This is a genomic window from Pseudomonas sp. PA27(2017) (assembly GCF_001945445.1).
GTDB lineage: Bacteria > Pseudomonadota > Gammaproteobacteria > Pseudomonadales > Pseudomonadaceae > Aquipseudomonas.
The window spans coordinates 306,428-331,601 of record NZ_MSXW01000061.1; the positions used below are offsets into that span (position 1 = coordinate 306,428).

The window sequence follows — 25,174 nt, forward strand, 5'->3', positions numbered from 1 at the left end:
GATGCTCCAGGCGGCAGCCGCGTGCTCGAGCGAGGGCCTCAACATGCAGTCAGGCGTCTGGGCCTTGCAACCGCTGGCGGACATGTCCGCCACGGAATTCCGCGACTGGCAACAGTTGCTGGAATCGCGCCTGGGCATGGTGGTCAACGAACAGCGCCGGGTGTTCCTGCAGACCAACCTGAGCACGCGCATGCGCGAGCTGGGCATCACCGACTACGCCAGCTATTACCGGCAGGTCACCGATGGCCCGCGCGGTGCCGTGGAATGGGCGAACCTGCTGGATCGGCTGACCGTTCAGGAAACCCGCTTCTACCGGCATCCGGCGTCGTTCGAGGTGTATCAGGCCTACGTTGCCCAGCGCGGCGAGCAGGGCCTGGAGAAGCCCCTGGCGATCTGGAGCGTGGGTTGCTCCAGCGGTGAGGAGCCCTATTCGCTGGCCATTGGTGCCAGCGAGGTGCTGGGCGCGCAGGGGCGCTTCGGTGTCACCGGCACCGACATCAGCCGCAGCGCCCTGGCCAAGGCCCGGGACGGCCTGTACGACGGACGCAGGCTGCAGACGATGGATGAAGCGCTGCGCGCGCGCTATTTCGCGGCGCAGGGCGACGGACGCTTCAAGGTTTTGCCGGAACTGGCCGCACGGGTGTGTTGCGCCAGGCTCAACGTGCTGGAATTGGACAAGGCGCCAATGACCGGCATGGACGTTATTTTTTGTCAGAACTTGCTGATCTATTTTCGCCGCTGGCGACGCCGCGAGATCCTCAACCGCCTGGCCGAGTGCCTGGCGCCGGGTGGCTTGCTGGTGATCGGGGTGGGCGAGGTGGTCGGCTGGCAGCACCCGGACATGCTTCCGGTGGCCGACGAGCGAGTGCTGGCGTATACCCGCAAGGGCTAAGAGACGGAGTGTGTATGGGTGATCGGCACGACTATGTCGCCCTGGAGTGGGTCAAGGGCGAAATCGCGGAAACCCTGAAGCAGGCGCGACAGGCACTGGAGGCGTTCGTCGAGAATCCGCAGGATTCGACGCGCATGCGTTTCTGCCAGACCTACGTGCATCAGGTTCACGGCACTCTGCAGATGGTCGAGTTCTTCGGCGCGGCCTTGCTCGCCGAGGAAATGGAGCACCTGTCCCAGGCGCTCATCGACGGTCGCGTGGCCAACCAGGGCGAAGCGCTGGAAGTGCTGATGCAGGCCATCCTGCAGCTGCCGGTGTACCTGGACCGCATCCAGACCGCACGCCGTGACCTGCCCATGGTGGTGCTGCCGCTGCTCAACGACCTGCGCGCCGCGCGGGGCGAGAAGCTGCTGTCGGAAACCAGCCTGTTCTCGCCTGACCTGTCCGCCCGTGCCGCGGCGCTGTCGCCCGAGTCGCTGACCCAGCTGCGCACCGCCGAACTGCCGGCCCTGCTGCGCAAACTGCGGCAGATGCTGCAAGTAGCACTGGTCGGCGTCATTCGCCAGCAGGACATGGACACCAACCTCGGCTACATGGCGCGGGTGTTCGCACGTCTGGAAATCCTCTGCAAGCACTCGCCCCTCGAGTCGCTGTGGCAGATCGCTTCCGGCGTCGTCGAAGGCCTGTCCAACGGCAGCATCGCCAACGGCACCTCGGTGCGCACGCTGCTGCGCCAGGTCGACAAGGAGCTCAAGCGCCTGACCGAGCAGGGCGCCGACGGCATCAACCAGAGCGCCCCGGACGAACTCACCAAGAACCTGCTGTTCTACGTCGCCAAGGCCTCGCCGCAGTCGCCGCGTAATCAGGTGCTGCGCGAGCGCTACAACCTCGATGAGGCGCTACCCGACGATGGCGTGGTCGATGAAGAGCGGGCCCGTCTGGCCGGTCCCGACCGCGATGCCATGCGCTCGGTGGTGGGCGCACTCTGTGAGGAACTGGTGCGCGTCAAGGACAGCCTCGACCTGTTCGTGCGCAGCGACCGTGCCCATGTCGGCGAGCTGCAGGCCCTGCTGGTACCTCTCAAGCAGATCGCCGACACCCTGGCCGTGCTCGGCTTCGCCCAGCCGCGCAAGGTGATCGTCGACCAGCTCGACGTGGTGCGCGCGCTGACCGAAGGCGCCCAGTCGCCGAGCGACGCCGTGCTGATGGATGTGGCCGGCGCACTGCTCTACGTCGAAGCGACCCTGACCGGCATGGTCGGCCAGAACGACGGCAACAAACGCGAAGAAAGCCACCTGCCCACCACCGACGTCGGGCAGATCCACCAACTAGTGATCAAGGAAACGCGCAATGGCCTGGAGCAGGCCAAGGACGCGATCATCGAGTTCATCGCCTCGCAGTGGAATCACGAGCATCTGGCCCGCGTGCCGGAGCTGCTGACCCAGGTGCGTGGCGGTCTGGCGATGATTCCGCTGGAGCGCGCCGCGGCGTTGCTCAATGCCTGCAATCGCTATATCCAGGAACAGCTGCTGGCCCGCAAGGCGGTGCCGAACTGGCAGAACCTCGACACCCTGGCCGATGCCATCACCAGCGTCGAGTACTACCTGGAGCGTCTGTCCGAAGATCACGCCACCCAGGGCGACCTGATTCTCGACGTCGCCGAGGAAAGCCTCGGGGCGCTGGGTTACCCGCTGCAGGAAAAACCGTCGATCCTCGACGCACCCGCCGAAGACGAGCCGGCCCCGCTAGATGATCCGCTGCACGATATCGACGTATTGGCGGCGCCGGCTGCCGACGCCGTTCAGCCGGATGCGCCCCTGGAGCCAGTCACTGACGAGCTGCCCGTGTTGGACCAACCTGCTTACGCAGAGCCTGAACCGGCCACCTCAGGCAACGGCAACGAAGTCGCCGACCTGCAGTGGGCGCCGGACGACCAGCCGCACACTCACACCACGCAGCCCGACGACCTGCCCGAGCTGCACAGCGAAGTGATCGAGCCCGGTGAACAGGCTTCCGAGACCCTGGTCGAGGCCCATGGGGCGCAGACACTCGACAACTGGTCGTTGGCCGATGAGCAACCTCAGGCGCTGACGCCCGAGCAAGCCAATGAAGCGGCTGATCCCTACGCGGTCGACCTCGGCGAACTGGGCGACGACCCGTACGCCGATGCCAAGGCTGCGGTAGCCGATGATGCCTGGTCGCTGGACGACAGCGAGCTGCTGGACGAGCGCGCCGGCTCCGAGGCACAGGATGATGCCTTCCTGCTGTCCGCCGAGCCACTGGAGCTGGACGAGCCGGTGATTCTGCCGGTTACCGAACAACCCGCTTCCGTCGCCGATGACGAGTGGTCCTTTGACCTCGATGATCAGCCTGCCGCCGCGCCCGAGCAGTATGGCCGAGCCGAGGACGAGCTGTGGTCGCTCGACGAGCTGCAAAGCGATCTCGAACCTGTCGATGCCGAGCCGACCGTCGCCGAGTTGCCGGCTCTGGATCTGCCGAACCAGGGTTTCGAAGAGCAGCCGCTGGAACTGGAATCCCTGGATCTGGATGCGAGCGACGAGCCGCAGTGGAACGAAGTCGACCTCGACGACCTGCAACTGCCGGAAGTCGAGCTGCCCGGCCTGCCCGAGGCGCCCGCCGTCGAAGGATCGGTAGCTGAAAAACCGCTTTCCATGGCTGACGTGATGGCTGCGCCGGTGCAGGCGATCAACCCGCCTGCGGCGGACGTGCCGCCCAGCCTGTTGCCGCCGCCTGCCGATGAAGAACCCATCGATGAGGAGCTCCGCGAGGTCTTTATCGAGGAAGCCGGCGAGGTGCTGGAAACCATCGCCGAGTTCCTGCCGCGCTGGTGCGTCGATACCGACGACCGCGAGGCACTGACCGAAATCCGCCGCGCCTTCCATACCCTCAAGGGCAGTGGCCGCATGGTGCGCGCGCTGGTCATCGGTGAGCTGGCTTGGTCGATCGAAAACCTGCTCAACCGCGTGCTCGACCGCAGCATTCAGCCTGGCGACGAGGTCAAGCAGGTGATCAATCAGGTCGTGGCGCTGACGCCCGAGCTGGTCGAAGAATTCGCCGCCCAGGCCCAGCGCCAGCGTGATGACGTCGACCGCCTGGCGGCCGATGCCCATGCACTGGCCAAGGGGCTGAGCCTCCCAAAGCATGACGCCCCGGCTGCCGCGGTAGCCGAGCCCGCGGGCGAGATCGAGGCTGCCGCACCGGTCAATCAGGAACCTGCGAGTGAAGAGCCCGCGGGGCTCGATCCGCAGTTGCTGGAAATCTTCCGCAACGAGGCGGAAACCCACCTCGACACTCTGGCCGCCTTTCTCGACGACTGCGCCCGTGAAATGCCGCAGCCGGTGACCGATGACCTGCAGCGTGCCCTGCATACGCTCAAGGGCAGCGCCTACATGGCCGGCATTCTGCCGATGGCCGAAGTGGCCGCGCCGTTGGAAAAGATGGTCAAGGAATTCAAGGTCAATCTGGTGCCGCTGGACCTGACTGAAGCCGAGGTGCTGGTCGAGGCCCAGGCCTTGTTCCGTCAGGGCCTGGCTCAGCTGGAAAGCGATCCGCTGCGACCGATTCCGGGCACCGAAGCCTTCCTTGAACGTGTGCAGCAGCTGCACCAGCAACGCCTCGAACATGCCCAGAGCCTGCGCCAGGATGAGCACGGCGAGAGTCGCGATCCGCAGCTGATCAGCATCTTCCTGGCCGAGGGTATGGACATCCTGCTCGATGCCGAAGACCTGCTGCGCCGCTGGCGCACGCAGCCGTCCGAACGCCAGGAACTGAACACCCTGCTGGAAGAGCTGACCACCCTCGGCCGCGGCGCGGAAATGGCCGAGCTGCCGCAGATCGACGAGCTGTGCGAAGCGCTGCTGGACGTCTACGGCGCCGTGGAAGACGGCAGCCTGGCGGTCAGCGAACGGTTCTTCGATGAGGCCGAGCAGGCCCACGAAGCGCTGGTCAGCATGATGGATCAGGTCGCCGCCGGCCTCGAGGTCAGCGCCTGCCCCGAGCGGGTGGCCGCCTTGCGCGCGCTGTTCGACGAAGCGCTCGATCCTGCCAAGCTGGCCCTGCTGTCCGGCGACGTGCCGGGCTTGCAGGTGGTCGAGCTGGAAGAGGCGACCCGCGCGCTGCAAGCGGCGGATGAGGCCGAAGAGCCGCTCGATGCTGCCGAGTCTGACGACAACGAGCTGGAGTCGATCTTCCTCGAAGAGGCGGTGGACATCCTCGACAGCGCCGCCGGCAATCTGCAGCGCTGGCTGGCCGAGCCGGATAACCGCACGCTGCTGTCGTCGTTGCAACGCGACATGCACACCCTCAAAGGTGGCGCCAACATGGCCGGCGTGACGCCGATCAGCGAGCTGGCCCACGAGCTGGAAGCCCTCTACGAGGGGCTGGTGGATCGCCGCTACGGTGTTTCCCCCTTCGCTACCGACAGCCTGCAGCAGGGCCATGCGCTGCTCGGCGGCATGCTCACCAACCTGCAGGCGCGCCAGCCGGCGCAACCTGCCGATGAACTGGTCGAGGCCATTCGCCAATTCCGCCAGCGCGGTGGCCAGGACGAGCAACACATCGAGCCCGAGGCGCCGGTCGCCCCTGAGCCGGTCGAACACCTGGATGCCTGGCCCGAGCCCGAGCCCGAGCCTGAAGCCGCGGCCACCGAGCCAGCTGTAGCGCCCGTCGAGCCGCCCATGCTGCGCGACGAGCCGGCGCAGGCCGTGGTGCACAGCGACCGCGATCCCGAACTGGTCGAGATCTTTCTCGAGGAAGGCTTCGACATCATCGACAGCGCCGGTGCGGCCCTGACGCACTGGATGGATGACGTCGACAACAGCCTCGATCTGGAATCCCTGCAGCGTGATCTGCACACCCTCAAGGGTGGTGCGCGGATGGCTGAGATTCGTGAGATCGGCGATCTGGCCCACGAGCTGGAGTTCCTCTATGAGGACCTCGGCAACGGTCGCCTGCGCCCCAGCCCGATGTTGTTCGAGCTGCTGCACGCCTGCCACGACCGCCTCGCCGAGATGCTCGACGCCGTGCGCTCACAGCGCCAGGTGCCCAATGGCGACGAGCTGGTCGAGACCATCCGCCGCCTGCGCGCCAACCCGGACGAGCAGCTCAGCATGCCGCGCGCCGTGCCATTGAGCGCCGCGCCGCAGGAAGCCTTCGATGCCGACAGCGACGAAATTCTCGATATCTTCCTCGAAGAAGCTGACGACCTGCTCGAAGCCATGGAAGCCGGCATCAGCCGCTGGGAAGAGCGCCGTGACGATGCCAGCTGTATCGACGACCTGCTGCGTATCCTGCATACCCTCAAGGGCGGTGCTCGCCTGGCTGGGCAGAAGCAGCTGGGCGACCAGAGCCATGATCTGGAGCAGCACCTGACCGAAGCCCAGACGCAAGGTGCGCCCTGGCCCGACAGCCTGTTCCTGGACGTGCAGTCCGGCTTCGAGGGACTACAGAAGAGCCTCGATGAACTGCGCCTGCGTTTGCAGCAGCAACCACAGGACGAGCGCCCGGCAGCCGAGCCGGAGCAGCCGGTGGCGCGTGCGGCGACTTCCATCGTCGCCGCCAGCGAGCGGCCGGTGGTCGCCGCGCAGAACCGCGTACTGCCGTTCGTGCAGCGCGCCGAAGTGGCTGCCGAGGAGGCCGCCGCACGGCGTGCCCCGCAGGAACTGGTCAAGGTGCCCGCCGATCTGCTCGAAGGCCTGGTCAACCTGGCCGGTGAGACGTCGATCTTCCGGGGCCGTGTAGAGCAGCAGGTCAGCGACTTCGGCTTCACCCTGAGCGAGATGGAAGCCACCATCGACCGCGTTCGCGATCAGCTGCGCCGCCTGGACACCGAAACCCAGGCGCAGATCCTCAGCCGCTACCAGGCCGAGGCCGAGCGCGCCGGGTACGAAGAGTTCGACCCGCTGGAAATGGACCGCCATTCCCAGTTGCAGCAGCTGTCGCGAGCCCTGTTCGAGTCGGCCTCCGACTTGCTGGACCTCAAGGAAACCCTGGCTTCGCGTAACCGCGATGCGGAAACCCTGTTGCTGCAACAGGCGCGGGTCAACACCGAGCTTCAGGAAGGCCTGATGCGCACGCGCATGGTGCCGTTCGACCGCCTGGTACCGCGTCTGCGCCGTATCGTGCGCCAGGTGGCCAGCGAGCTCGGCAAGCAGGTCGAGTTCACCGTCGGCAACGCCGATGGCGAGATGGACCGCACGGTACTCGAGCGCATCGTTGCGCCCCTGGAGCACATGCTGCGCAATGCCGTCGACCACGGTATCGAAGGCGCTGCGGTGCGCGCCAACGCGGGCAAGCCGGAACAGGGCAGCATTCGCCTGGAGTTGGGCCGTGAAGGCGGCGACATCGTGCTGACGCTCAGCGACGACGGTGCCGGCATCAACCTCGATGCGGTGCGCCGCAAGGCCATCGAGCGCGGGCTGATGGACGCTGGCTCCGACCTCAGTGAGCACGAGATCCTGCAGTTCATTCTCGAGGCCGGCTTCTCCACCGCCGAGAAGGTCACGCAGATTTCCGGGCGTGGCGTCGGTATGGACGTGGTCAACGCCGAGGTCAAGCAGCTCGGTGGCTCGATGAGCATCGACTCGGTGATCGGTGAAGGCACCACCTTCCGCATCCGTCTGCCGTTCACCGTATCGGTCAACCGTGCGTTGATGGTGCTGTCCGGCGAAGACCTGTACGCCATTCCGCTCAACACCATCGAAGGTATCGTGCGCGTTTCGCCGTACGAGCTGGAAAGCTACTACGGCCCCGATGCGCCGCGTTTCGAGTACGCCGGCCAAGCCTACGAGCTGCGTTACCTGGGCGACCTGCTCAACAACGGCCAGCATCCCAAGCTGGTCGGCCAGAGCCTTCCGCTGCCGGTGATCTTGGTGCGCTCCAGCGAACACGCCGTGGCCGTGCAGGTGGATTCGCTGGCCGGTTCGCGGGAGATTGTGGTGAAGAGCCTCGGCCCGCAATTCGCCACGGTGCCGGGTATTTCCGGCGCGACCATCCTCGGTGACGGTCGCGTGGTGGTGATTCTCGACCTGCTCGCGACCATCCGCGAGTTGCATGCGCACCTGCAGTATCAGGTTCGGCCGCGTCTGTCGGCCGACGCTGGCAGCGTGCCGGAAGTCGAGGTCGAACGCCCGACCCTGGTCATGGTGGTGGACGACTCGGTCACCGTGCGCAAGGTCACCAGCCGCCTGCTGGAGCGCAACGGCATGAACGTGCTGACCGCCAAGGACGGTGTCGACGCCATCGCCCAGCTGCAGGAGCATCGCCCCGACATCATGCTGCTGGACATCGAAATGCCGCGCATGGACGGCTTCGAGGTCGCCAACCTGATTCGCCACGACGAAGGCCTCAAGGACCTGCCGATCATCATGATCACCTCGCGTACCGGTGAGAAACACCGGGAGCGGGCGATGAGCATCGGCGTCAACGAGTACCTCGGCAAGCCCTACCAGGAGTCGCTGTTGCTCGGCTCCATCGAGAAGTGGACCAAGCGCTCATGAGCCAATCCAGCGCAGCACGCATCGCCGTGATCGCCGACACCTCGCTGCAGCGCCACGTGCTGCAGCAGGCCCTGAGCAGCAACGGTTATCAGGTTGTGCTCAACAGCGATCCGGGGCGCCTCGATGACGCGGCGTTGCAGGCCTGTGAAGCGGATCTGTGGCTGGTCGACCTGGTGCAGTCCGATGACCTGCCGCTGATCGATACCCTGATGGCCGATGCCGAGGTGCCGGTGCTGTTCGGCGAGGGTCATGCGCCGCAGCGCAGCTCGGAAAACTACCCGCGTTGGGAGCGCCGGCTGGTCGGCAAGCTGAAGAAACTGGTCGGCGATCCCGCCCTGGCCACCGTAGGCGGCGGCCTGGACGGCGTACTGGCCGAGGCCCAGCGGCCGGGCCGTATCGAACTGCCGGCGGCGCTGGCCAACACGCCGCTGCAGGCGGGTGAGCCGGCTCGCCAAGTCTGGCTGCTGGCGGCATCGCTGGGCGGGCCGGCGGCGGTCAAGGCGTTTCTCGATGCACTGCCGGGCGGCCTGCCGGTGGCATTCCTGTATGCCCAGCATATCGATCCCAGCTTCGAGACCACCTTGCCCCAGGCCGTCGGCCGCCACAGTCAGTGGCGCGTCGGCACCGTTCGTGACGGCGATGCCTTGCGCTGCGGCGAAGTGGTGGTGGTGCCGATCAGCAACGAGCTGACCTTTGCCGATGACGGCATCATGCGCGTCGCCAATCGGCCCTGGCCGGAGCCCTACAGCCCATCGATCGACCAGATGATGCTCAACCTGGCCCAGCGCTACGCCGCCGACAGCGGCGTGATCGCCTTCAGCGGCATGGGCAGCGATGGCAGCGCCGCAGCCGCCTACGTGAAGCGCCAGGGCGGACTGATCTGGACGCAGCGCGCCGAGAGCTGCGCCTGCTCGAGCATGCCCGACAGCCTGCGCGAAGGCGGCTACAGCAGCTTCACCGCCGATCCGCGGGAGCTGGCAGCAGCGCTCGTCGAGCACCTTGCCGAGCAGTGCGCCGGTAATCGGCACTCTTCTCCAACCACCTTCGCTGTCTGACAGGATGTTTTCATGAGCCAAGCCGTTGCTACCCAGAACAGCGTCAGCAGCCTGACCGGTCTGGTCGTGCCGCTGGCCGATCGCACGCTGCTGCTGCCCAACGTGGCGGTGGCCGAGCTGATTCCCTACCGCGCGCCACCGGCCCTGGCCGGCATGCCGGACTGGTTTCTCGGCCAGGTAGCCTGGCGCGACCTGAGCCTGCCGTTGCTCAGCTTCGAGGCCGCCAGCGGTGGCACTGCTGTGGCGGGCGACGGTGCCCGCATCGCGATTCTCAATGCCCTGGGCGGCCGCGCCAACGTCAAGTTCATCGCTCTGCTGGTTCAGGGAATTCCCCGTTCCCTGCGGGTGACCGAGGATCTGCCTCGGGCGGACGTGGCCCTCGCGGCGCTGGAGCTGGCAGCCGTGAAGGTGGACGCCGCCGTATTGCGCATTCCCGACCTGGAAGGGCTCGAGCAACTGCTCGCTGACGCCGAGCTGATCTGAGCACTGCTGTAGCATTTTGAAACAGGTCAAACTTTTCTCTCTCGCAACGACTCACAACCGAGTGCCGCCGGCCGCCAGAGCAGGCGCACTCAACCGTAAGCCGATGGAGAAAAGTCATGAGCGCCACCCCTCTCACCGATATCAGTATCCTGCGCCAGCGCGCGCGTCAGCACCTTGAGTCCGGCGCGATCACCGAGGGTTATTCGGCCGATCGCGAAACGGTCCTGCGCCTGCTCAACGAGTCGCTGGCCACCGAGCTGGTCTGCTACCTGCGCTACAAGCGCCACTACCACATGGCCACCGGCCTCAAGGCCAGCGTCGCCGCTGCTGAATTTCTCGAGCATGCGCAGCAGGAGCTGGAGCATTCCGACAAACTGGCCGAGCGCATCACCCAGCTCGGTGGTGAGCCGGACTTCAATCCGGCCACGCTGACCGCCCGCTCTCACGCCGAGTACGTTGCCGGCAGTTCGCTCAAGGATATGGTGACCGAGAACCTAGTGGCTGAGCGCATCGCCATCGACAGCTATCGCGAGATCATTGCCTTCCTCGGCAATGACGATCCCACCACGCGGCGCATCTTCGAAGACATCCTCGCCCAGGAAGAAGAGCACGCCGACGATATCGCCGATATCCTCGACGACCTCTGAGGCGTCCGCCGGGGCGCGTATTCAACGCTCCGGCGATCAGCGGCGCGGCAGCATCGCTCGCAGCACGCCATCGCGCAGCCCGTAGTGGTGCCAGAGCGCCACACAGGCGTGGCCCAGAATCAACGCGAACAGCAGGTACTTGGCCGTCAGATGAAACTGGCGGGCCAGGGCGCGGGTTGCATCGGAAACCGGCAACGGATCGATGGTCACCAACCAGAACATTTCCACTGGCCGCTTGCCGAACAGCAGGCCGCTCAGGGGCATCGCCAGCAACAGCGCATAAAGGACGCCATGGCCCAGCTTCGCTGCGGTGCGCTGCCAGCGTGCGTGGTCGGCCAACAACCGTGGTGTGCCTTGCCGAGCACGCACCAGCAGGCGCAGAACGGTCAGCAGCAGAATGGTCAGACCCAGGGATTTGTGCAGGGTGAACACCCCGCCAGTGCCGCCGAGCAGATCGGCAACCAGATCCTGGGCATAAGGCAGCGACAGGGTGCAGATGACCAGCAGAGCGCTGAGCCAGTGCAGCGTGATCTGGGTGCCTGAATAGCGGTCATTCATGGTGGGCTCTCATCATGCCCGGTGCGCACGGGCCGTCTGCTGATGATAGCCAATTGGCCTCAGGTTTCTTGCGGCTTTGCGCGATGCGCTGTCCCCACGCCGACAGAGTGGACTTTGAACAGGCTCTTAGAAATCGCCCCACAAGTACTGAGCTAGCGCCAAGCCCGCCACCGGCGCGGTTTCGGTGCGCAGTACGCGCGGCCCCAGGCGTGCTGCGTGGAAGCCGGTGCCTTTTGCCTGCTCGACTTCGGCATCGGTCAGGCCGCCCTCGGGGCCGATCAGAAAGGCCAGTGACGCGGGTTTGGCATGGCTGCTCAGCGGTTCGGCAACAGGGTGCAGCACCAGCTTGAGATCCGCCTGGGTTTGCTGCAGCCAGTCGTTGAGAACGATGGGTGGATGAATCAGCGGAATCACCGAACGCCCGCATTGCTCGCAGGCGCTGATCGCCACCTGGCGCCAGTGGGCCATGCGCTTGTCGGTGCGCTCATCCTTCAGGCGTACTTCACAGCGCGTGCTGATGATCGGGCTGATCACCTGGGCGCCCAGCTCGGTGGCCTTCTGGATCGCCCAGTCCATACGCTCGCCACGGGACAGGCCCTGGCCCAGGTGGATGTGCAGGGGCGACTCCGCCTGCCCGGCGAACTGCTCGCGCAGCTCGACGCGCACCGTCTTCTTGCCCACCTCGACCAGCTCGCCGAGAAACTCCTGACCGCTGCCATCGAACAGCTGCACCGCGTCGCCCGCTGCATGCCGCAGCACCCGGCCGATGTAGTGGGCCTGGGCTTCGGGCAGCTCGTGTTGGCCGAGGGAAAGGGGGGCGTCGATGAAGAAGCGGGAAAGGCGCATGGTCGGTGGCGGATATGGGCTGAGGGTGGGCAAGCATAACCGGATGGTGGTTTTTCTGCAGGCCGTCGATGACCGCAGCGTTGCTGCAGGCCGCGCAGTGATTGGCGTGAGTCGCTCGCAATTGGTGAACGGCAACGCCGCTCGCTGCCTCGAGGGTTGCGACGATGCGTCCATTGGCCATAGGGTAAAAAAGAGCGGCCTTGCTCCCGGGCCGCATTCCCGGGGCGCTTCAACACGGCAGGGCTGACCAAGGGGTGGGTGGCTCACGCGAACGCACGTCAGGCAGGGGAAACCTGTTGCCATGCTGCGGCGTGGGCGCTGCAGCCCATCCTGTTTCAAGGGCGGACTATCCGCCGCTACATTCCACGCATAGGGAATAATAATGATCGTGCAACGTACCGGATTATCGTTGATGGCGCTGAGTGCCAGTCTTCTGGCCATTTCCACCGCTCAGGCGAACCAGGCCGAATCCAAGGGGTTTATCGAAGACAGCACGCTGAATCTGCTGACCCGCAACGTTTACTGGCATATGGATCGCCATGCGAGCGGAGCCCAGGACAATCGCGAATGGGGCCAGGGTTTTCACCTCGAATACAGCTCGGGCTATACCCAGGGCGTCGTCGGTTTTGGCGTCGATCTCAATGCCTACATGGGCATCAAGCTGGACAGCGGGCGAGGGCGGTCAGGCTCCGGTTTGCTGCCGGTGGACTCGTCCACCAACCAGGCCGACGACGAGTTCGGCACCCTCGGTGGCGCCGTGAAAATGCGCATTTCCAATTCGGAACTCAAGTATGGCCAGCTGCGGCCCTACAACCCGGTGATCGCGGTCGCCGACGCCCGCCTGGTGCCTGCCACCGCGACCGGTTTCCAGCTGACCAGCGCCGAGATCGATGACTTGATCATCGACGCAGGCCATTTCACTTCGTCAAAGGATTTCAACCAGGCCGGTAGCCGCGATGGCTTTTACAGCACCTACGCACCGGGGGCCGAAGGCGGCAGTGTCGATTATGTCGGGGCCAATTGGGTCGCCAGCGATGCCTTGAGTTTCAGTGCCTACGCCTCGCGCTATGAAGACCTGTGGCGTCAGTACTACGGCAACGCCATCTACAACCTGACTATCGATGACCAGCAGGCGCTGAACTTCGATTTCAACATCTATCGGACGCTGGATGAGGGCAAGTCGGTTGCCGGTGACATCGACGTCACCGCCTGGTCGCTGGCGACCGCCTATTCCGTTGGGGCTCATACCTTCACCATCGCCCACCAAAGGGTGCATGGCGATCAGCCGTTCGACTACCTGACGCTCGGCGGCGGCGGTGCGCAAGACTCCATATACCTGGCCAACTCCTCGCAACTGGTGGATTTCAATGGGCCGGGCGAGCGCTCCTGGCGCGCCACTTACGCCATGGACCTGGCCAGTTACGGGGTGCCGGGGCTATCGTTCTACGTCTCGTACATCCGCGGCGACAACGTCGATGGCAGCAAGATGGACGCATCCAGCCCCTACGCCTATTACGCCGACAACGAGAAGCACTGGGAGCGTGATGTGAACGTGCAGTACGTGGTGCAGAGTGGCGCGGCCAAGGACCTCAAGTTTCGCCTGCGTCAGGCCACGCACCGTATCTCCGGAACCTCGGATGTGGATTCCGACCAGGTGCGCTTCATCGTCGAGTATCCGCTGAGCGTACTCTGAGCAAGGCATGACGGCAGGTTGGGGCGTGCCCACCTGACGGCGTGATCAGCCCGGATCTCGAAAGCCCGGGTAGCGGGTGTCGCCAACCGGTACGCTGACCGAAGTGCGGGTGGCCAGGTCGATGCCCTCGCTGGCAACGATGGCGAGGAAATCGATCTGCTCTTCGCTGATCACGTAGGGCGGCAGGAAATACACCACACTGCCCAAAGGCCGCAGCAAGGCGCCGCGGGTCAGGGCGTGCTGGTACACCTGCAGGCCGCGGCGTTCCTGCCAGGGATAGGCGACCTTGCCGGCTTTGTCCTGCACCATCTCGATGGCCAGGGCCATGCCGGTCTGGCGCACTTCGGTCACGTGGGGGTGATCGACCAGGTGTGCGGTCGCGCTGGCCATGCGCGCGGCGAGTCGCTTGTTGGCCTCGATCACGCCGTCCTCCTCGAAAATATCCAGGGTCGCCAGGGCCGCGGCACAGGCCAGCGGGTTGCCGGTGTAGGTGTGCGAATGAAGGAAGGCGCGCAAGGTGGCGTATTCATCGTAGAACGCAGCGTAGACCTCATCGGTGGTCAGCACCGCGGCCATCGGCAGATAGCCGCCGGTGAGCGCCTTGGACAGCACCAGAAAGTCCGGGGTGATGCCGGCCTGCTCGCAGGCGAACATCGTGCCGGTGCGGCCGAAACCGACGGCGATCTCGTCATGGATCAGGTGTACGCCGTAGCGGTCGCAAGCCTCGCGCAGCAGTTTCAGGTAGATCGGGTGGTACATGCGCATGCCGCCGGCGCCCTGGATCAAGGGCTCAACGATCACCGCCGCCACTTCGTGATGGTGCTCGGCCAGGGTCTGCTCCATGGCGGCGAACAGGGTCCGCGAGTGCTCTTCCCAGCTCACGCCCTCCGGGCGCAGGTAGCAATCCGGGCTCGGCACCTTGAGGGTGTCGAGCAACAGCGCCTTGTAGGTGTCGGTGAACAGCGCCACGTCGCCCACCGACATCGCCGCCACGGTTTCGCCGTGGTAGCTGTTGGTCAGGGTCACGAAGCGTTTCTTGGCAGGCTGGCCGCTGTTGAGCCAGTAGTGAAAACTCATCTTCAAGGCCACTTCGATGCCCGAGGAGCCGTTGTCGGCGTAGAACACCCGGCTTAGCCCCGGCGGCGTGATTTTCACCAGGCGCTCGGACAGTTCCACCACCGGCTGATGGCTGAAGCCAGCCAGCATCACGTGTTCGAGCTGATCGACCTGCTCTTTGATGCGCTCGCCGATCCGCGGGTTGGCGTGGCCGAACACGTTGACCCACCAGGAGCTGACGGCATCCAGATAGCGCTTGCCTTCGAAGTCTTCCAGCCAAACGCCTTCGCCGCGGCGGATCGGAATCAGCGGCAGGCGCTCGTGGTCCTTCATCTGTGTACAGGGGTGCCAGAGGACGTCCAGGTCACGCTGCATCCAGTGTTGGTTACTCATCGAGTCGCTCTCCCAATTGTCAGCTGGCAAGCCTATCAGATGGTTTAGCCTCATCGTGGTGCGTGTACGGCATCTGGCACAGCGGCAAGCAAGCAGTGACAAGGGCTTGGGCGTATTGTGGGGCTGTTGCCGAAGTTCCCTTAGGATCGCCGCGAGTGCCTTCGGTGTTGGCCGCGCGAGGATGAACGCGCAGCCAAACTGATTGGACGGATGGTGATTCCAGCACCGGTCAAGTCGTTTTCCAAGTCGCGCGGCCAAGTGCCGATTTGGGATACGGAGATGTACGACCTGCCGCCTATGCTTACGGCGAACCCGTCGAATCTGAATCGAGGCAAGTGACGCGCTTGCCAACGCCAGGCACGACTCCCAGCGACGTTCGCGTCGAGTGGCGGGCAATTCGCCGTATCTTCAATGCCATCAAGAGCAGCAAAGGGGGCGCGAAATGGCTGAATTGCAGGAAGTGTGCGAGGCGAGTCGGCTCACTGCCCACGGGCAGAGAATCTTGCTAAGTGGAGTGCTCGGCAAATCGCGACGGATGATCCGTCTTTTCGAGTTTCTCCTCGAGCGGTCAATGACGGCGAGCACCACCAAAGAGATCGAGATTGCCCAGGTCGTGTTTGGCCGTAGCACCGACGCGGATCTTGCAGTTGATGCGACGGTACGGGTACACATTCATCGGCTGCGCAAGAAGCTGGAAGCTGCCCCGGCCGATGAGCGCGGTGAGCGGCTCATGCTGCCTCGTGGCGAATACCGGCTGGCCGTCGTCGCTCCCGACGAGCAGGATCAATACCGTGAGCACGACCCGCAACGCCGCGTCGATTGGCGTTACGTTGCCGGCGCAGCGCTCTTGCTCACCATCAATGCTGTCTGTTGGTTCGGGTTGGCGAGCAAGCCTGCCGGTGATCCTCGTATCGAAAGCGTTCTCTGGAGTGGTCTGGCAGAGAGCTCGGCACCGGTATTGATCGTTTCGGGTGATTTTTATGTGTTCGGCGAGCAAGGAGCTGATGGCTCGGTGCAGCGCATGATCGCTGACGCCCGCATCGCCTCCAGCGAAGCGCTCAGCCAGTTCAAGCAGAGCGCGCCCGATGCGAGTCAAGGCTATGTGGACATGAATGCCTACCACTTGCCGAGCGGGCTGGCGCCGGCCCTGGTTTCCGTGGCGCCCGTCGTGGCCGCGATGAGGCCTGGCGACGCTAATGCGGTCAAGGACGTGACGACATCACGCTTCACCAACGAGATGCTGAGTAATCACGACATCGTTTATGTCGGTTTGCTCGACACCCTTGGAGATCTACAGGAGCCATTCTTCGATATTTGCGGCTTTTCCCTGTCGGCGAGCGGCGACACGCTTCTGGACAAGGCGAGCGGGGATCGCTTCCAAGCCGATTGGGACGAGCCTTCCACGCAAGGGATCATGCGCCGTGATTATGCCTACCTTGCGCGCTTTCCAGGACCGGCAGGCAACCATGTCGTGGTGGTGGCGGGAGTCATGGATCCTGCACTCATCGAGGCGGGACACATCGCCTCGGACAAGGCCGAACTCGGTCGCTTGAAAGCCCGCCTGGGTGATAGTGAGGCCTTCGAGGCGCTTTACGAGGTGCGCACATTTGGCCCATCGAATGTCTCGGGGAAATTGCTGATCGCCCGCCCGCTCGATGTCGAGCAGATGTGGCGTGCCAAAGGCGCAAGGTCTTCCGAGGTCGATAGCCTGTCAGGCTCCGGTAGGGCCGATGACGCAGTTGCGCAGTAACTGGCCGACCTTGCCTGCCGCAACGCATGCCCGCGCTCAGGGCTCCGCCGTCGCCTCTGAGCCAGCGAACATTTGCGGCGTCTCGGGCAGGAAGGCCTGCATGAACTTTCGCAAAGTCGCTTGCCGACTACCCGGTTCATGCAGGGCCCTGCAATTCATGCGGCTCAATTACGGACCATGGTGAGGGATGAACCCTACACGATCTCTTCGAACAAGTGCTGCTTGGCGCGTCGAACCTTTTCGAGTTTCACCAACCAGTCGCTATCGATGTCCCGATAACCCAGGGTCAACAGAACGGAGCTTCTCAACCCTTGTTCGGGAAGGTTCAGAAGCGCATCGACCGCCTTGTTGTCGAAGCCTTCCATGGGCGTGGCATCCACATGAATGTCAGCCGCCGCCAGCAGCGCAAATCCCAACGCGATGTAGCACTGCTTGGAGGCGTGAAAATACTGCTGCTCTTCACTCATGGCGCCGAACGAATCGAGCAACGAGAGTCGGTAGTCGTCGGTAACGCTTGCCGGCAGATTGCGTATGCCGTTGCTGTACTCGAAAAAGTCGTTGACGCGTTCCGGGGTGTATTCGTCCCAGGCAGCAAAAACCAACAGGTGGGACGATTGGGTAATTTGTTGCTGATTGGCACAGATAGGTAACAGCCGCGCCTTCAACTCGTCGTTACTAATGACCAGCACTTTGAAAGGCTGCAGGCCAGAGCTGCTGGGTGCCATGCGTATGGCTTCAAGGATCGAACCGATCTTTTGTGGCTCTACCTTTTCGCCGTTGTAGCTCTTTGTTGCATAGCGCCAATGAAGTTGGTCTTTCAATGCCATGTTGATTTTCCTCGATTGGAATTCATCCTGCGGGAAGTTGGGCGCGCCTCGAATTGATAGCCGTCGCGGTGCTCGATGACGTCCCTGGTGGCCCGGCGGATTCATGCTGTTGGCTCCATCGCTGTGCTGAAAACAGGCTCGCAGAGCCTGTAGCGCGGCGCTCTTGGCCTGTTTTCAGTATCGAAACGGAGCATCTTTCTGCGTTATGGGGCCGACCGGTTCTCTTAAGGGTTAGGGCTCTTGCCTTCTCTCAGGTGCCGCCAGAGCGTGACGAAAGGATCGAAATAGAACCCTTTCAAGGTCTTGTGTGGATTGTTCGGCCCGTACTCTTCGTCGTTGCAGCCCCAGCGCCAGGTCTCGCCTTTTTGCGGCAGGTAAAGAGTTCCGAACATCCAATCCCAGAGCGTCAGGATCACTGCGTTGTTCTTGTCCCAGTGGTGCGGCTCCATACTGTGATGAAGGTTATGCATCACCGGCGCCAGGATGATCCTGTTCAACCATCCGTAGGAGATCGGCATATGAACGTGGGAGAACACATCGATAACGAAGAAGGCGATATAGGCCGTTGTGGTAACGGCAGCCACCATGCCTGGATGAACCTGGCTGCCGGTCGCGTACAGCACCACGCCGGTGAAGGCGCCGCCGACAACGGCCGGGATGATATTCAGGCCGAAAAACTCGATTGGGTGCTGCCGGAACAGCGTCCAGGGCGTGAGTGTCTCGGCGGTATGGTGAGGCTTGTGCAGATGCCATAGATGGGCATTGGTGTGACACCAGCGATGTACCCAATAGCCCACGAAGTCGACACTCATGAAATACACCAGAAACTGGACGGCAACGAGCAGCCAGGTGGAGGTGATCAAAGGATTTCGGGCGCCGAACTCGGTGTTGAAATAAGCGCCTACGTTGTCAGCGATAGCGATGCCGTTGATGGCAATCACGCCTACGAGCGGAAATCCGAGCAATAACAGAATGATGCCGTTCCATATGTCCACGCGCGATGAAGCGTGGTCGTATTGCTCTTTGGGGAATGCCGCGTTGGTCAGGGCGCGAATGGTCAGGGGACCCTGCCACTTTTGCGAGAGAATGAACATTACCGCAATGACGGTAACGAAAAGGGGAAGTCCCAAGGCCCACAAGCTCACTATTTCGAGCGTCGGCTCGTAGAAGGCGACAATGGATTCCCAGATGCTTTGCATCGTCATAGTTAGTACCTCGCCATTTCTTGTCTTGTTATTGTTTTTGAGGCCATGGAGTGGCCTCGCTATCTTTTCTCTCCTTGCAGGCCCGATCAGACGGCTCGTTGCAACGGGCGATATCGATGCTGCGACGGGCGACCACCGCGGACAAGTTGGATAACGGTTAATTAACGGTACGTAACCTGTTTTCTCCAGCTCGGTGTTTTGGAGAAAAATAAATGTAACCAATGGGATAGCGTCAGGATGGAAGCGAAGCTTCAGCGGCTTTTGTAGCCAGACGGTTTCCCTGCAGGTCGACTTGCAGGCAGCGTTTCAAGGCGACAATTGATCCAAACCGACTGAAACCTCAGGCTGAGGTTTGGCCACTGCTCACCGCTGATCCGCTGAAAGCGACCGTTCAGTTACGGTGCACGGAACGGCCCGTACATGTCAGGGACCAAGCTCGTTGGTCCTTGATGATTGCGTCCAGCTATCGCCTTTATCGATATTTCATAGCAACAATTTCTGCTATTACTCGATAGGTTTGTTGCTAATCTCTGCCCAACTCAACTTTTGGAAGCAGGCCATGCAGTGGCGTAATTCTACGTTCCGTTACGGTCTCATCAGCGTTTCTCTGCATTGGCTGGTGGCCATTGCGGTATTCGGGTTGTTCGCCCTCGGTTTCTGGATGGTCGGGCTGAGCTACTACAGCAGCTGGTACCAGACGGCGCCGAACATCCACAAGAGCATCGGCATTCTGCTGTTCATCGTCATGCTGGCGCGCCTGGCGTGGCGCCTGGCCAGCCCGCCGCCGCCGGCGTTGCCCGAGCATGGTCGGCTGACGCGAGTGGCCAGCAAGCTGGGGCATGGCTTCCTGTACCTGGGGCTGTTCGTGCTGATGACTTCCGGCTACCTGATCTCCACTGCCGATGGCCGGGGCATCAGCGTATTCGGGTGGTTCGAGGTGCCGGCGAGCGTGACCAGCATTCCCAATCAGGGTGATGTCGCCGGCTTGATTCATGAATACCTGGCCTGGGCTATCGTGATCTTTGCGGTCCTGCATGGCCTGGCTGCGTTGAAGCACCATTTCATCGACCGTGATCGCACCTTGCTGCGCATCTTCGGGCGCTGATCTTCCTGCGGTTTCGGCGTTGCTCCGCAGCGCCGCCTATTTTCATCTCACAAGGAGTTCCCATGTTGAAGAAGACTTTCGCTGCACTGGCGCTGGGTACCGCTCTGCTGGGCGCTGGCCAGGCAATGGCTGCCGACTACGCCATCGACAAGCAAGGCCAGCACGCCTTCGTCAATTTCAAGATCAGCCACCTGGGCTATAGCTGGCTGTACGGCACCTTCAAGGATTTCGACGGCTCCTTCAGCTTCGACGAGAAGAACCCCGAGGCCAGCAAGGTCAACGTGACCCTGAAGACCGAAAGCGTCGACACCAACCATGCCGAGCGCGACAAGCACATCCGTAGCGCCGATTTCCTCAACGTCAGCAAGAACCCGACCGCGACCTTCAAGTCCACGTCGGTCAAGTCGACCGGCCAGGGCGCTGCCGACATCACCGGCGACCTGACCCTCAACGGCGTGACCAAACCGGTGGTGATCGCCGCCAAGTTCATCGGTCAGGGCGACGACCCATGGGGCGGCTACCGCGCCGGCTTCGAGGGCAGCACCAAGCTGAAGCTGAAGGACTTCAATATCGAGAAGGATCTGGGCCCGGCTTCGCAGGAAGTCGAGCTGATCATTTCCGTGGAAGGCGTGCGCAAGTAAGCCTTACGTCACACACGAAAACGCCGGCTTCAGAGCCGGCGTTTTCGTTTCTGGACCCAGGCCGAGCCTGGGACAGCCGTCACTCGCTATCGCGATTGCGAGTCAGCAGGGCAGGTTTTTCACCACGCGGGCGGCTGCTCGGCAACTGATCGAGCTGTTCGGCGGTCGGCAGACGGTCGCTGCGCGAAGCCTTGTGCATGATGATCGGCTGCTTCTCGGGGGCGTCGCGTCGCGGGCCTTCACGACGTGGCAGCTCGTCGCGGTTCAGCGACGTGACGACGTTGTCACGCGCGCCACGGCTGCGGTTGTCGCCGCCACGGCCACGACCGCCGCCTTGACCCTGGCCCTGACGTTTGCCGCCGTTGGCGCTGCCGCCACCGCCGGTGCGTGGGCCCTTGCCCTGACCGCGCGGTGCCTGACCGGCGCCGCCAGCATTCTGACCGCCGCCCTGGCGACGGCCACGGCCTTGGGGCTTGTTCTGGGTCGGTACGTAGTCGACGCGGTTGCCGAAGTTGTCGATATCGTCATCGCGGAATTCATCCGGCGCGCGATCCGGTGGCAGGGCGGGAGCGCCTGCAGCCGGTGCCGGGCGCGCCTGGCTGCGTGGCTGCTGGCCGCGAGCAGGCTTGGCTTTGGCCTGGGGCTGGCTCTTCGCCTTGCCGCCATCCTTGCCCTTGTCGCGCCGGCCGCCATTCTGGCGCTCGCCTTCGGCCTTGGCACCGCGCGGTTGGCGCGGCTTCTGTGGCTCGCGTACTTCCGGGCGCTCGGCCTCGACCTTGCTGGCATCGAAGCCCATCAGATCGCCGTCCGGGATCTTCTGCTTGGTCATGCGCTCGATGCTCTTGAGCAGCTTCTCCTCGTCCGGGGCGACCAAGGAGATGGCTTCGCCGCTACGGCCGGCACGACCGGTACGGCCGATGCGGTGCACGTAGTCTTCTTCGACGTTGGGCAGCTCGAAGTTGACCACGTGGGGCAGCTGGTCGATGTCCAGGCCGCGGGCGGCGATGTCGGTGGCGACCAGGATGCGCACTTTGTTGGCCTTGAAGTCGGCCAGGGCCTTGGTCCGGGCATTCTGGCTCTTGTTACCGTGAATCGCAGCAGCGGTAAGGCCTTGCTTTTCCAGGTACTCGGCCAGGCGGTTGGCGCCATGCTTGGTCCGGGTGAAGACCAGCACCTGTTCCCAGGCGCCAGCGGTGACCAGGTGAGCGAGCAGGGCGCGCTTGTGGCTGGCCTGCAGGCGGAACACGCGCTGTTCGATGCGCTCGACCGTGGTGTTCGGTGGCGTTACCTCGATGCGCTCGGGATCGTGCAGCAGCTTGCTGGCGAGGTCGGTGATGTCCTTGGAGAAGGTCGCCGAGAACAGCAGGTTCTGACGCTTGGCCGGCAGGCGGGCGAGGACTTTCTTCACATCGTGGATGAAGCCCATGTCGAGCATGCGGTCGGCTTCGTCCAGCACGAGGATTTCCACGTGGGACAGATCGACGCTGCCTTGCCCGGCCAGGTCGAGCAGGCGGCCCGGGCAGGCGACCAGGACGTCGACGCCCTTGGCCAGGGCCTGCACCTGCGGGTTCATGCCAACGCCGCCGAAAATGCAGGCGCTGACGAATTTCAGATCGCGGGCATACAGCTTGAAGCTGTCATGCACCTGGGCAGCCAGTTCGCGGGTGGGGGTGAGCACCAGCACGCGGGGCTGTTTCGGGCCGTGGCGCTGTTCGCGATCCGGGTGGCCGTTGGGGAACAGCCGCTCGAGGATCGGCAGGGCGAAGCCGCCTGTTTTACCTGTACCCGTCTGGGCCGCCACCATCAGGTCGCGACCTTGCAACGCGGCGGGGATGGCCCGCTGTTGCACCGGAGTGGGCTGGGTGTAGCCGGCGGCTTCGACCGCGCGGACCAAAGCCTCGGAGAGACCGAGGGAGGCAAAGGACATGTGCAATCCTGTCTGGTGAGGGCGTGGCCCTATAGGTGTAGTGCCTGGCTTGAATCGCACGTGGGGCGTGCAATCCCGTCCGGTACTGCTGGCCACTGGGGGCAGCATCCGGGCGCAAGCCTGGCGGGAAGGCCCGAGTGTAACAGGATTGGCGGCGTTGGGCACAACTTGCCGCCAATCGGTGTCGCGCTATGCCTTGTCACTCGGGGGTTACAACGATTGGCCGGTGGCCTGGCGATCACTCGCCCTGCGCCTCGGCGTCCTCGCGTTTTACGGTTTTGTGCTGATCTTCGCTGCTGCCCAGCTTCCAGTAACTGGAGATGTACAAGTCCTTGCGGTCGACCTGGCGCTCCTCGCGAAAATGCTGGCGCAACGCGCGCATGCCGCTGAACTCACAGGCCGCCCAGATGCTCGGGCGCCCCGGCAGCCATTCCAGCTGACGCACATGATCGACCAGCAATTGGCTGTTTTCGCCGGGATGCGGGTTGACCAGCCAGTGCAGTGCGACGCCGGCGGGGTGGCGCAGCGGCTGGATATCCTCGGCATCGAGCACTTCGATGACGGCGTGGCCATGGGCATCGGCGGGCAGCTGTTCGAGGTTCACGCTGATCGCCGGCAGGGCGGTCATGTCGCCGATCACCAGAAACCAGTCGGCGCTGTTGTCGACCAGTTTCTTCGGCCCCGGCCCGCCGACGAGGATGCTGTCGCCGGGCCTGGCGGCCGTGGCCCACTGCGAGGCCGGGCCGGCATCCTGGTGCAGCACGAAGTCGACGTCGAACTGGTCGGCACGCTGCTGACGCACGGTGTAGGTGCGTACCAGGTTCTTGTCGCTGCCGGGGGCGGTGAACATCAGTTTGATGTAGGCGCTTTCCTGATCCGCTGGAAAGCTGTCGATCTCGCCGCCGCCCAAGGTCACGCGCAGCATGTGCGGGGTGACCGAGGTGGACGCGATGACCTGAAGAGTACGGGGTGCCGGGCGTGCCATCGGATACTCCTGTCCAGAGACCGGTTGAGGCTGAGGCGGCAAGGGGCGCAGGCCCCTCGCGCGCAACGGTTTAGCTGACCACGCGATAGCAGGGCACGTAAGCCGAGCCGCCGGGCAGCTTCATGCGGTGCTGCTCGACGAACGCCTGCAGCAGGCGATCCAGCGGCTGCATGATGCTCTTGTCGCCGCGCAGCTCGTAAGGACCGTGCTCCTCGATCAGCTGAATGCCGTGAGCCTTGACGTTGCCGGCTACGATGCCTGAGAAGGCGCGGCGCAGGTTGGCGGCCAGTTCGTGAGTCGGCTGCTGGCGGGTCAGGTTGAGGCTGGCCATGGCTTCGTGGGTCGGTTCGAACGGGTGCTGGAAGCTCTCGTCGATCTTGAGCAGCCAGTTGAAGTGGAAAGCGTCGTTGCGCTCGCGGCGGAACTGCTTGACGGCCTTGATGCCGGCCGCCATGTGGCGCGCCACGGCAGCCGGGTCGTTGGGGATCAGCACGTAGCGGTTCTGCGCTTCGCGGCCCAGGGTAGCGCCGATGAAGTCGTGCAGCTGCTGCAGATAGGGCTCGGCGCTCTTCGGGCCGGTGAGCACCAGCGGGAAAGGCAGTTCGGCGTTGTCCGGGTGCATAAGGATGCCCAGCAGGTACAGGAATTCCTCCGCCGTACCGGCGCCGCCCGGGAAGATGATGATGCCGTGGCCGAGGCGCACGAAGGCTTCCAGGCGCTTTTCGATGTCCGGCAGGATCACCAGCTCGTTGACGATCGGGTTCGGCGCCTCGGCAGCGATGATGCCCGGCTCGGTCAGGCCCAGGTAGCGGGCGCCGACGATGCGCTGCTTGGCATGGGAGATGGTGGCGCCCTTCATCGGCCCTTTCATCACGCCCGGGCCGCAGCCGGTGCACACGTCCAGGGCGCGCAAGCCAAGTTCGTGGCCGACCTTCTTGGTGTACTTGTATTCCTCGGTGCTGATCGAGTGACCGCCCCAGCACACCACCATCTTCGGCTCGGCACCGGCGCGCAGGGTGCGGGCGTTGCGCAGCAGATGGAACACGTAGTCGGTGAGGCCGCTGGAGCTGTCCACGTCGACCCGCTTGTTCTCCAGTTCGCTCTGGGTGTAGACGATGTCGCGCAGGGCACTGAACAGCATCTCACGGGTGCTGGCGATCATCTCGCCATCGACGAAGGCGTCGGCCGGGGCGTTGATCAGCTCCAGGCGGATGCCGCGGTCCTGCTGGTGGATCTTCACTTCGAAGTCCGGATAGGCCTCGAGGATGGTCTTTGCGTTATCACTGTGCGAACCGGTGTTGAGGATCGCCAGGGCGCACTGGCGAAACAGCGCATAGACGCTGCCCGAGCCGGTCTCGCGCAGTTGCTGGACTTCGCGCTGGGAGAGGGTTTCCAGGCTGCCTTTCGGCGACACCGAGGCGTTGATTTTCTGGCGAGTGAGCATGCAGGCATCCCGTGGTAGCGCGACAACTCGAGCCGATCCTGGCTGATCGCGCATTGGTGAATTCGTCCCGGCAGTCATGCCCCCTGTTGGGGCATCCGGGCGCCTGTACTGTCGACCAGCAGAGGGCTTCGGGTCAACGGGTACGCGGCT

Annotated in this window: 17 protein-coding genes; 9 read left to right on the forward strand and 8 right to left on the reverse strand. The window is 63.8% G+C overall.

The genetic code is table 11. The annotated features are described in order from the left end of the window. Positions 1–43: 43 nt before the first annotated feature. The 5 genes from BVH06_RS23040 to BVH06_RS23060 all read left to right on the forward strand — a co-directional run bounded on the left by BVH06_RS23040 (position 44) and on the right by BVH06_RS23060 (position 10,594). A complete protein-coding gene (locus tag BVH06_RS23040) occupies positions 44–892 on the forward strand; it encodes a protein-glutamate O-methyltransferase (protein ID WP_075929100.1) in 849 nt (282 codons plus the stop codon). A 14-nt stretch (positions 893–906) separates the two neighbouring features. After that, a complete protein-coding gene (locus tag BVH06_RS23045; protein WP_075935604.1) occupies positions 907–8,409 on the forward strand; it encodes an Hpt domain-containing protein in 7,503 nt (2,500 codons plus the stop codon). Beyond that, complete coding sequence (locus BVH06_RS23050; RefSeq protein ID WP_075929101.1) at positions 8,406–9,464, forward strand: chemotaxis protein CheB; 1,059 nt, start codon at positions 8,406–8,408, stop codon at positions 9,462–9,464. Before BVH06_RS23045 ends, BVH06_RS23050 begins: the two co-directional genes overlap by 4 nt. A 12-nt stretch (positions 9,465–9,476) precedes the next feature. Beyond that, positions 9,477–9,947, forward strand: coding sequence for a chemotaxis protein CheW (locus BVH06_RS23055; protein WP_075928483.1), 471 nt, complete (start codon positions 9,477–9,479; stop codon positions 9,945–9,947). A gap of 116 nt (positions 9,948–10,063) precedes the next feature. After that, the gene (locus tag BVH06_RS23060; protein WP_075935605.1) at positions 10,064–10,594 is read left to right on the forward strand and encodes a bacterioferritin; all 531 of its coding nucleotides are present in this window, start codon (positions 10,064–10,066) and stop codon (positions 10,592–10,594) included. Positions 10,595–10,630: 36 nt separating this feature from the next. Here the strand turns inward: BVH06_RS23060 and BVH06_RS23065 are convergent, their stop codons facing one another. Next, positions 10,631–11,152: a cytochrome b gene (locus tag BVH06_RS23065; RefSeq protein WP_075928485.1), complete on the reverse strand. Its 522-nt coding sequence runs from the start codon at positions 11,150–11,152 to the stop codon at positions 10,631–10,633. A 126-nt stretch (positions 11,153–11,278) separates the two neighbouring features. After that, on the reverse strand, positions 11,279–11,998 hold the full coding sequence (locus BVH06_RS23070) for a 16S rRNA (uracil(1498)-N(3))-methyltransferase (RefSeq protein WP_075928486.1): 720 nt from the start codon (positions 11,996–11,998) through the stop codon (positions 11,279–11,281). A gap of 382 nt (positions 11,999–12,380) precedes the next feature. Here BVH06_RS23070 and BVH06_RS23075 point away from each other — a divergent pair, with 382 nt between their 5' ends. Continuing rightward, positions 12,381–13,691, forward strand: a complete 1,311-nt coding sequence (locus BVH06_RS23075) for an OprD family porin (RefSeq protein WP_075935606.1) — start codon at positions 12,381–12,383, stop codon at positions 13,689–13,691. 45 nt (positions 13,692–13,736) lie between these two features. Here the strand turns inward: BVH06_RS23075 and BVH06_RS23080 are convergent, their stop codons facing one another. After that, positions 13,737–15,140, reverse strand: a complete 1,404-nt coding sequence (locus tag BVH06_RS23080) for an adenosylmethionine--8-amino-7-oxononanoate transaminase (protein ID WP_075935607.1) — start codon at positions 15,138–15,140, stop codon at positions 13,737–13,739. 442 nt (positions 15,141–15,582) lie between these two features. Here BVH06_RS23080 and BVH06_RS23085 point away from each other — a divergent pair, with 442 nt between their 5' ends. Next, entirely contained in the window at positions 15,583–16,890 is a 1,308-nt protein-coding gene (locus tag BVH06_RS23085; protein ID WP_075935608.1) for a hypothetical protein, read from the forward strand. A 194-nt stretch (positions 16,891–17,084) separates the two neighbouring features. Here BVH06_RS23085 and BVH06_RS23090 read toward each other — a convergent pair whose 3' ends face one another. After that, positions 17,085–17,717 carry a nitroreductase family protein gene (locus tag BVH06_RS23090; protein WP_075935609.1) on the reverse strand — a complete coding sequence of 211 codons (633 nt, stop codon included), beginning with the start codon at positions 17,715–17,717 and terminating at the stop codon, positions 17,085–17,087. A 224-nt stretch (positions 17,718–17,941) separates the two neighbouring features. Then, on the reverse strand, positions 17,942–18,922 hold the full coding sequence (locus BVH06_RS23095; RefSeq protein WP_075935610.1) for a sterol desaturase family protein: 981 nt from the start codon (positions 18,920–18,922) through the stop codon (positions 17,942–17,944). A 559-nt stretch (positions 18,923–19,481) separates the two neighbouring features. Between BVH06_RS23095 and BVH06_RS23100 the strand changes: the two genes are divergently transcribed. Together BVH06_RS23100 and BVH06_RS23105 are read left to right on the forward strand one after the other, a co-directional pair. Then, a complete protein-coding gene (locus BVH06_RS23100; protein WP_075935611.1) occupies positions 19,482–20,027 on the forward strand; it encodes a cytochrome b in 546 nt (181 codons plus the stop codon). 62 nt (positions 20,028–20,089) lie between these two features. Next, entirely contained in the window at positions 20,090–20,668 is a 579-nt protein-coding gene (locus BVH06_RS23105) for a YceI family protein (RefSeq protein ID WP_075928493.1), read from the forward strand. Positions 20,669–20,747: 79 nt separating this feature from the next. Here BVH06_RS23105 and BVH06_RS23110 read toward each other — a convergent pair whose 3' ends face one another. The 3 genes from BVH06_RS23110 to ppnN all read right to left on the reverse strand — a co-directional run bounded on the left by BVH06_RS23110 (position 20,748) and on the right by ppnN (position 25,024). Further along, complete coding sequence (locus BVH06_RS23110; protein ID WP_075928494.1) at positions 20,748–22,595, reverse strand: DEAD/DEAH box helicase; 1,848 nt, start codon at positions 22,593–22,595, stop codon at positions 20,748–20,750. A 238-nt stretch (positions 22,596–22,833) separates the two neighbouring features. After that, positions 22,834–23,580, reverse strand: a complete 747-nt coding sequence (locus BVH06_RS23115) for a siderophore-interacting protein (protein ID WP_075935612.1) — start codon at positions 23,578–23,580, stop codon at positions 22,834–22,836. A gap of 70 nt (positions 23,581–23,650) precedes the next feature. Continuing rightward, positions 23,651–25,024 (reverse strand): nucleotide 5'-monophosphate nucleosidase PpnN, encoded by a 1,374-nt coding sequence (gene ppnN, locus BVH06_RS23120; RefSeq protein WP_075935613.1) that lies wholly within the window; start codon positions 25,022–25,024, stop codon positions 23,651–23,653. Between the last annotated feature and the right edge of the window lie 150 nt (positions 25,025–25,174).

Bases quoted from the DNA above. Each gene is read 5' to 3' on its own strand.
- BVH06_RS23040 (WP_075929100.1), top strand. From the start codon at position 44: ATGCAGTCAGGCGTCTGGGCCTTGCAACCGCTGGCGGACATGTCCGCC.
- BVH06_RS23045 (WP_075935604.1), top strand. From the start codon at position 907: ATGGGTGATCGGCACGACTATGTCGCCCTGGAGTGGGTCAAGGGCGAA.
- BVH06_RS23050 (WP_075929101.1), top strand. From the start codon at position 8,406: ATGAGCCAATCCAGCGCAGCACGCATCGCCGTGATCGCCGACACCTCG.
- BVH06_RS23055 (WP_075928483.1), top strand. From the start codon at position 9,477: ATGAGCCAAGCCGTTGCTACCCAGAACAGCGTCAGCAGCCTGACCGGT.
- BVH06_RS23060 (WP_075935605.1), top strand. From the start codon at position 10,064: ATGAGCGCCACCCCTCTCACCGATATCAGTATCCTGCGCCAGCGCGCG.
- BVH06_RS23065 (WP_075928485.1), bottom strand. From the start codon at position 11,152: ATGAATGACCGCTATTCAGGCACCCAGATCACGCTGCACTGGCTCAGC.
- BVH06_RS23070 (WP_075928486.1), bottom strand. From the start codon at position 11,998: ATGCGCCTTTCCCGCTTCTTCATCGACGCCCCCCTTTCCCTCGGCCAA.
- BVH06_RS23075 (WP_075935606.1), top strand. From the start codon at position 12,381: ATGATCGTGCAACGTACCGGATTATCGTTGATGGCGCTGAGTGCCAGT.
- BVH06_RS23080 (WP_075935607.1), bottom strand. From the start codon at position 15,140: ATGAGTAACCAACACTGGATGCAGCGTGACCTGGACGTCCTCTGGCAC.
- BVH06_RS23085 (WP_075935608.1), top strand. From the start codon at position 15,583: ATGGCTGAATTGCAGGAAGTGTGCGAGGCGAGTCGGCTCACTGCCCAC.
- BVH06_RS23090 (WP_075935609.1), bottom strand. From the start codon at position 17,717: ATGGCATTGAAAGACCAACTTCATTGGCGCTATGCAACAAAGAGCTAC.
- BVH06_RS23095 (WP_075935610.1), bottom strand. From the start codon at position 18,922: ATGACGATGCAAAGCATCTGGGAATCCATTGTCGCCTTCTACGAGCCG.
- BVH06_RS23100 (WP_075935611.1), top strand. From the start codon at position 19,482: ATGCAGTGGCGTAATTCTACGTTCCGTTACGGTCTCATCAGCGTTTCT.
- BVH06_RS23105 (WP_075928493.1), top strand. From the start codon at position 20,090: ATGTTGAAGAAGACTTTCGCTGCACTGGCGCTGGGTACCGCTCTGCTG.
- BVH06_RS23110 (WP_075928494.1), bottom strand. From the start codon at position 22,595: ATGTCCTTTGCCTCCCTCGGTCTCTCCGAGGCTTTGGTCCGCGCGGTC.
- BVH06_RS23115 (WP_075935612.1), bottom strand. From the start codon at position 23,580: ATGGCACGCCCGGCACCCCGTACTCTTCAGGTCATCGCGTCCACCTCG.
- ppnN (WP_075935613.1), bottom strand. From the start codon at position 25,024: ATGCTCACTCGCCAGAAAATCAACGCCTCGGTGTCGCCGAAAGGCAGC.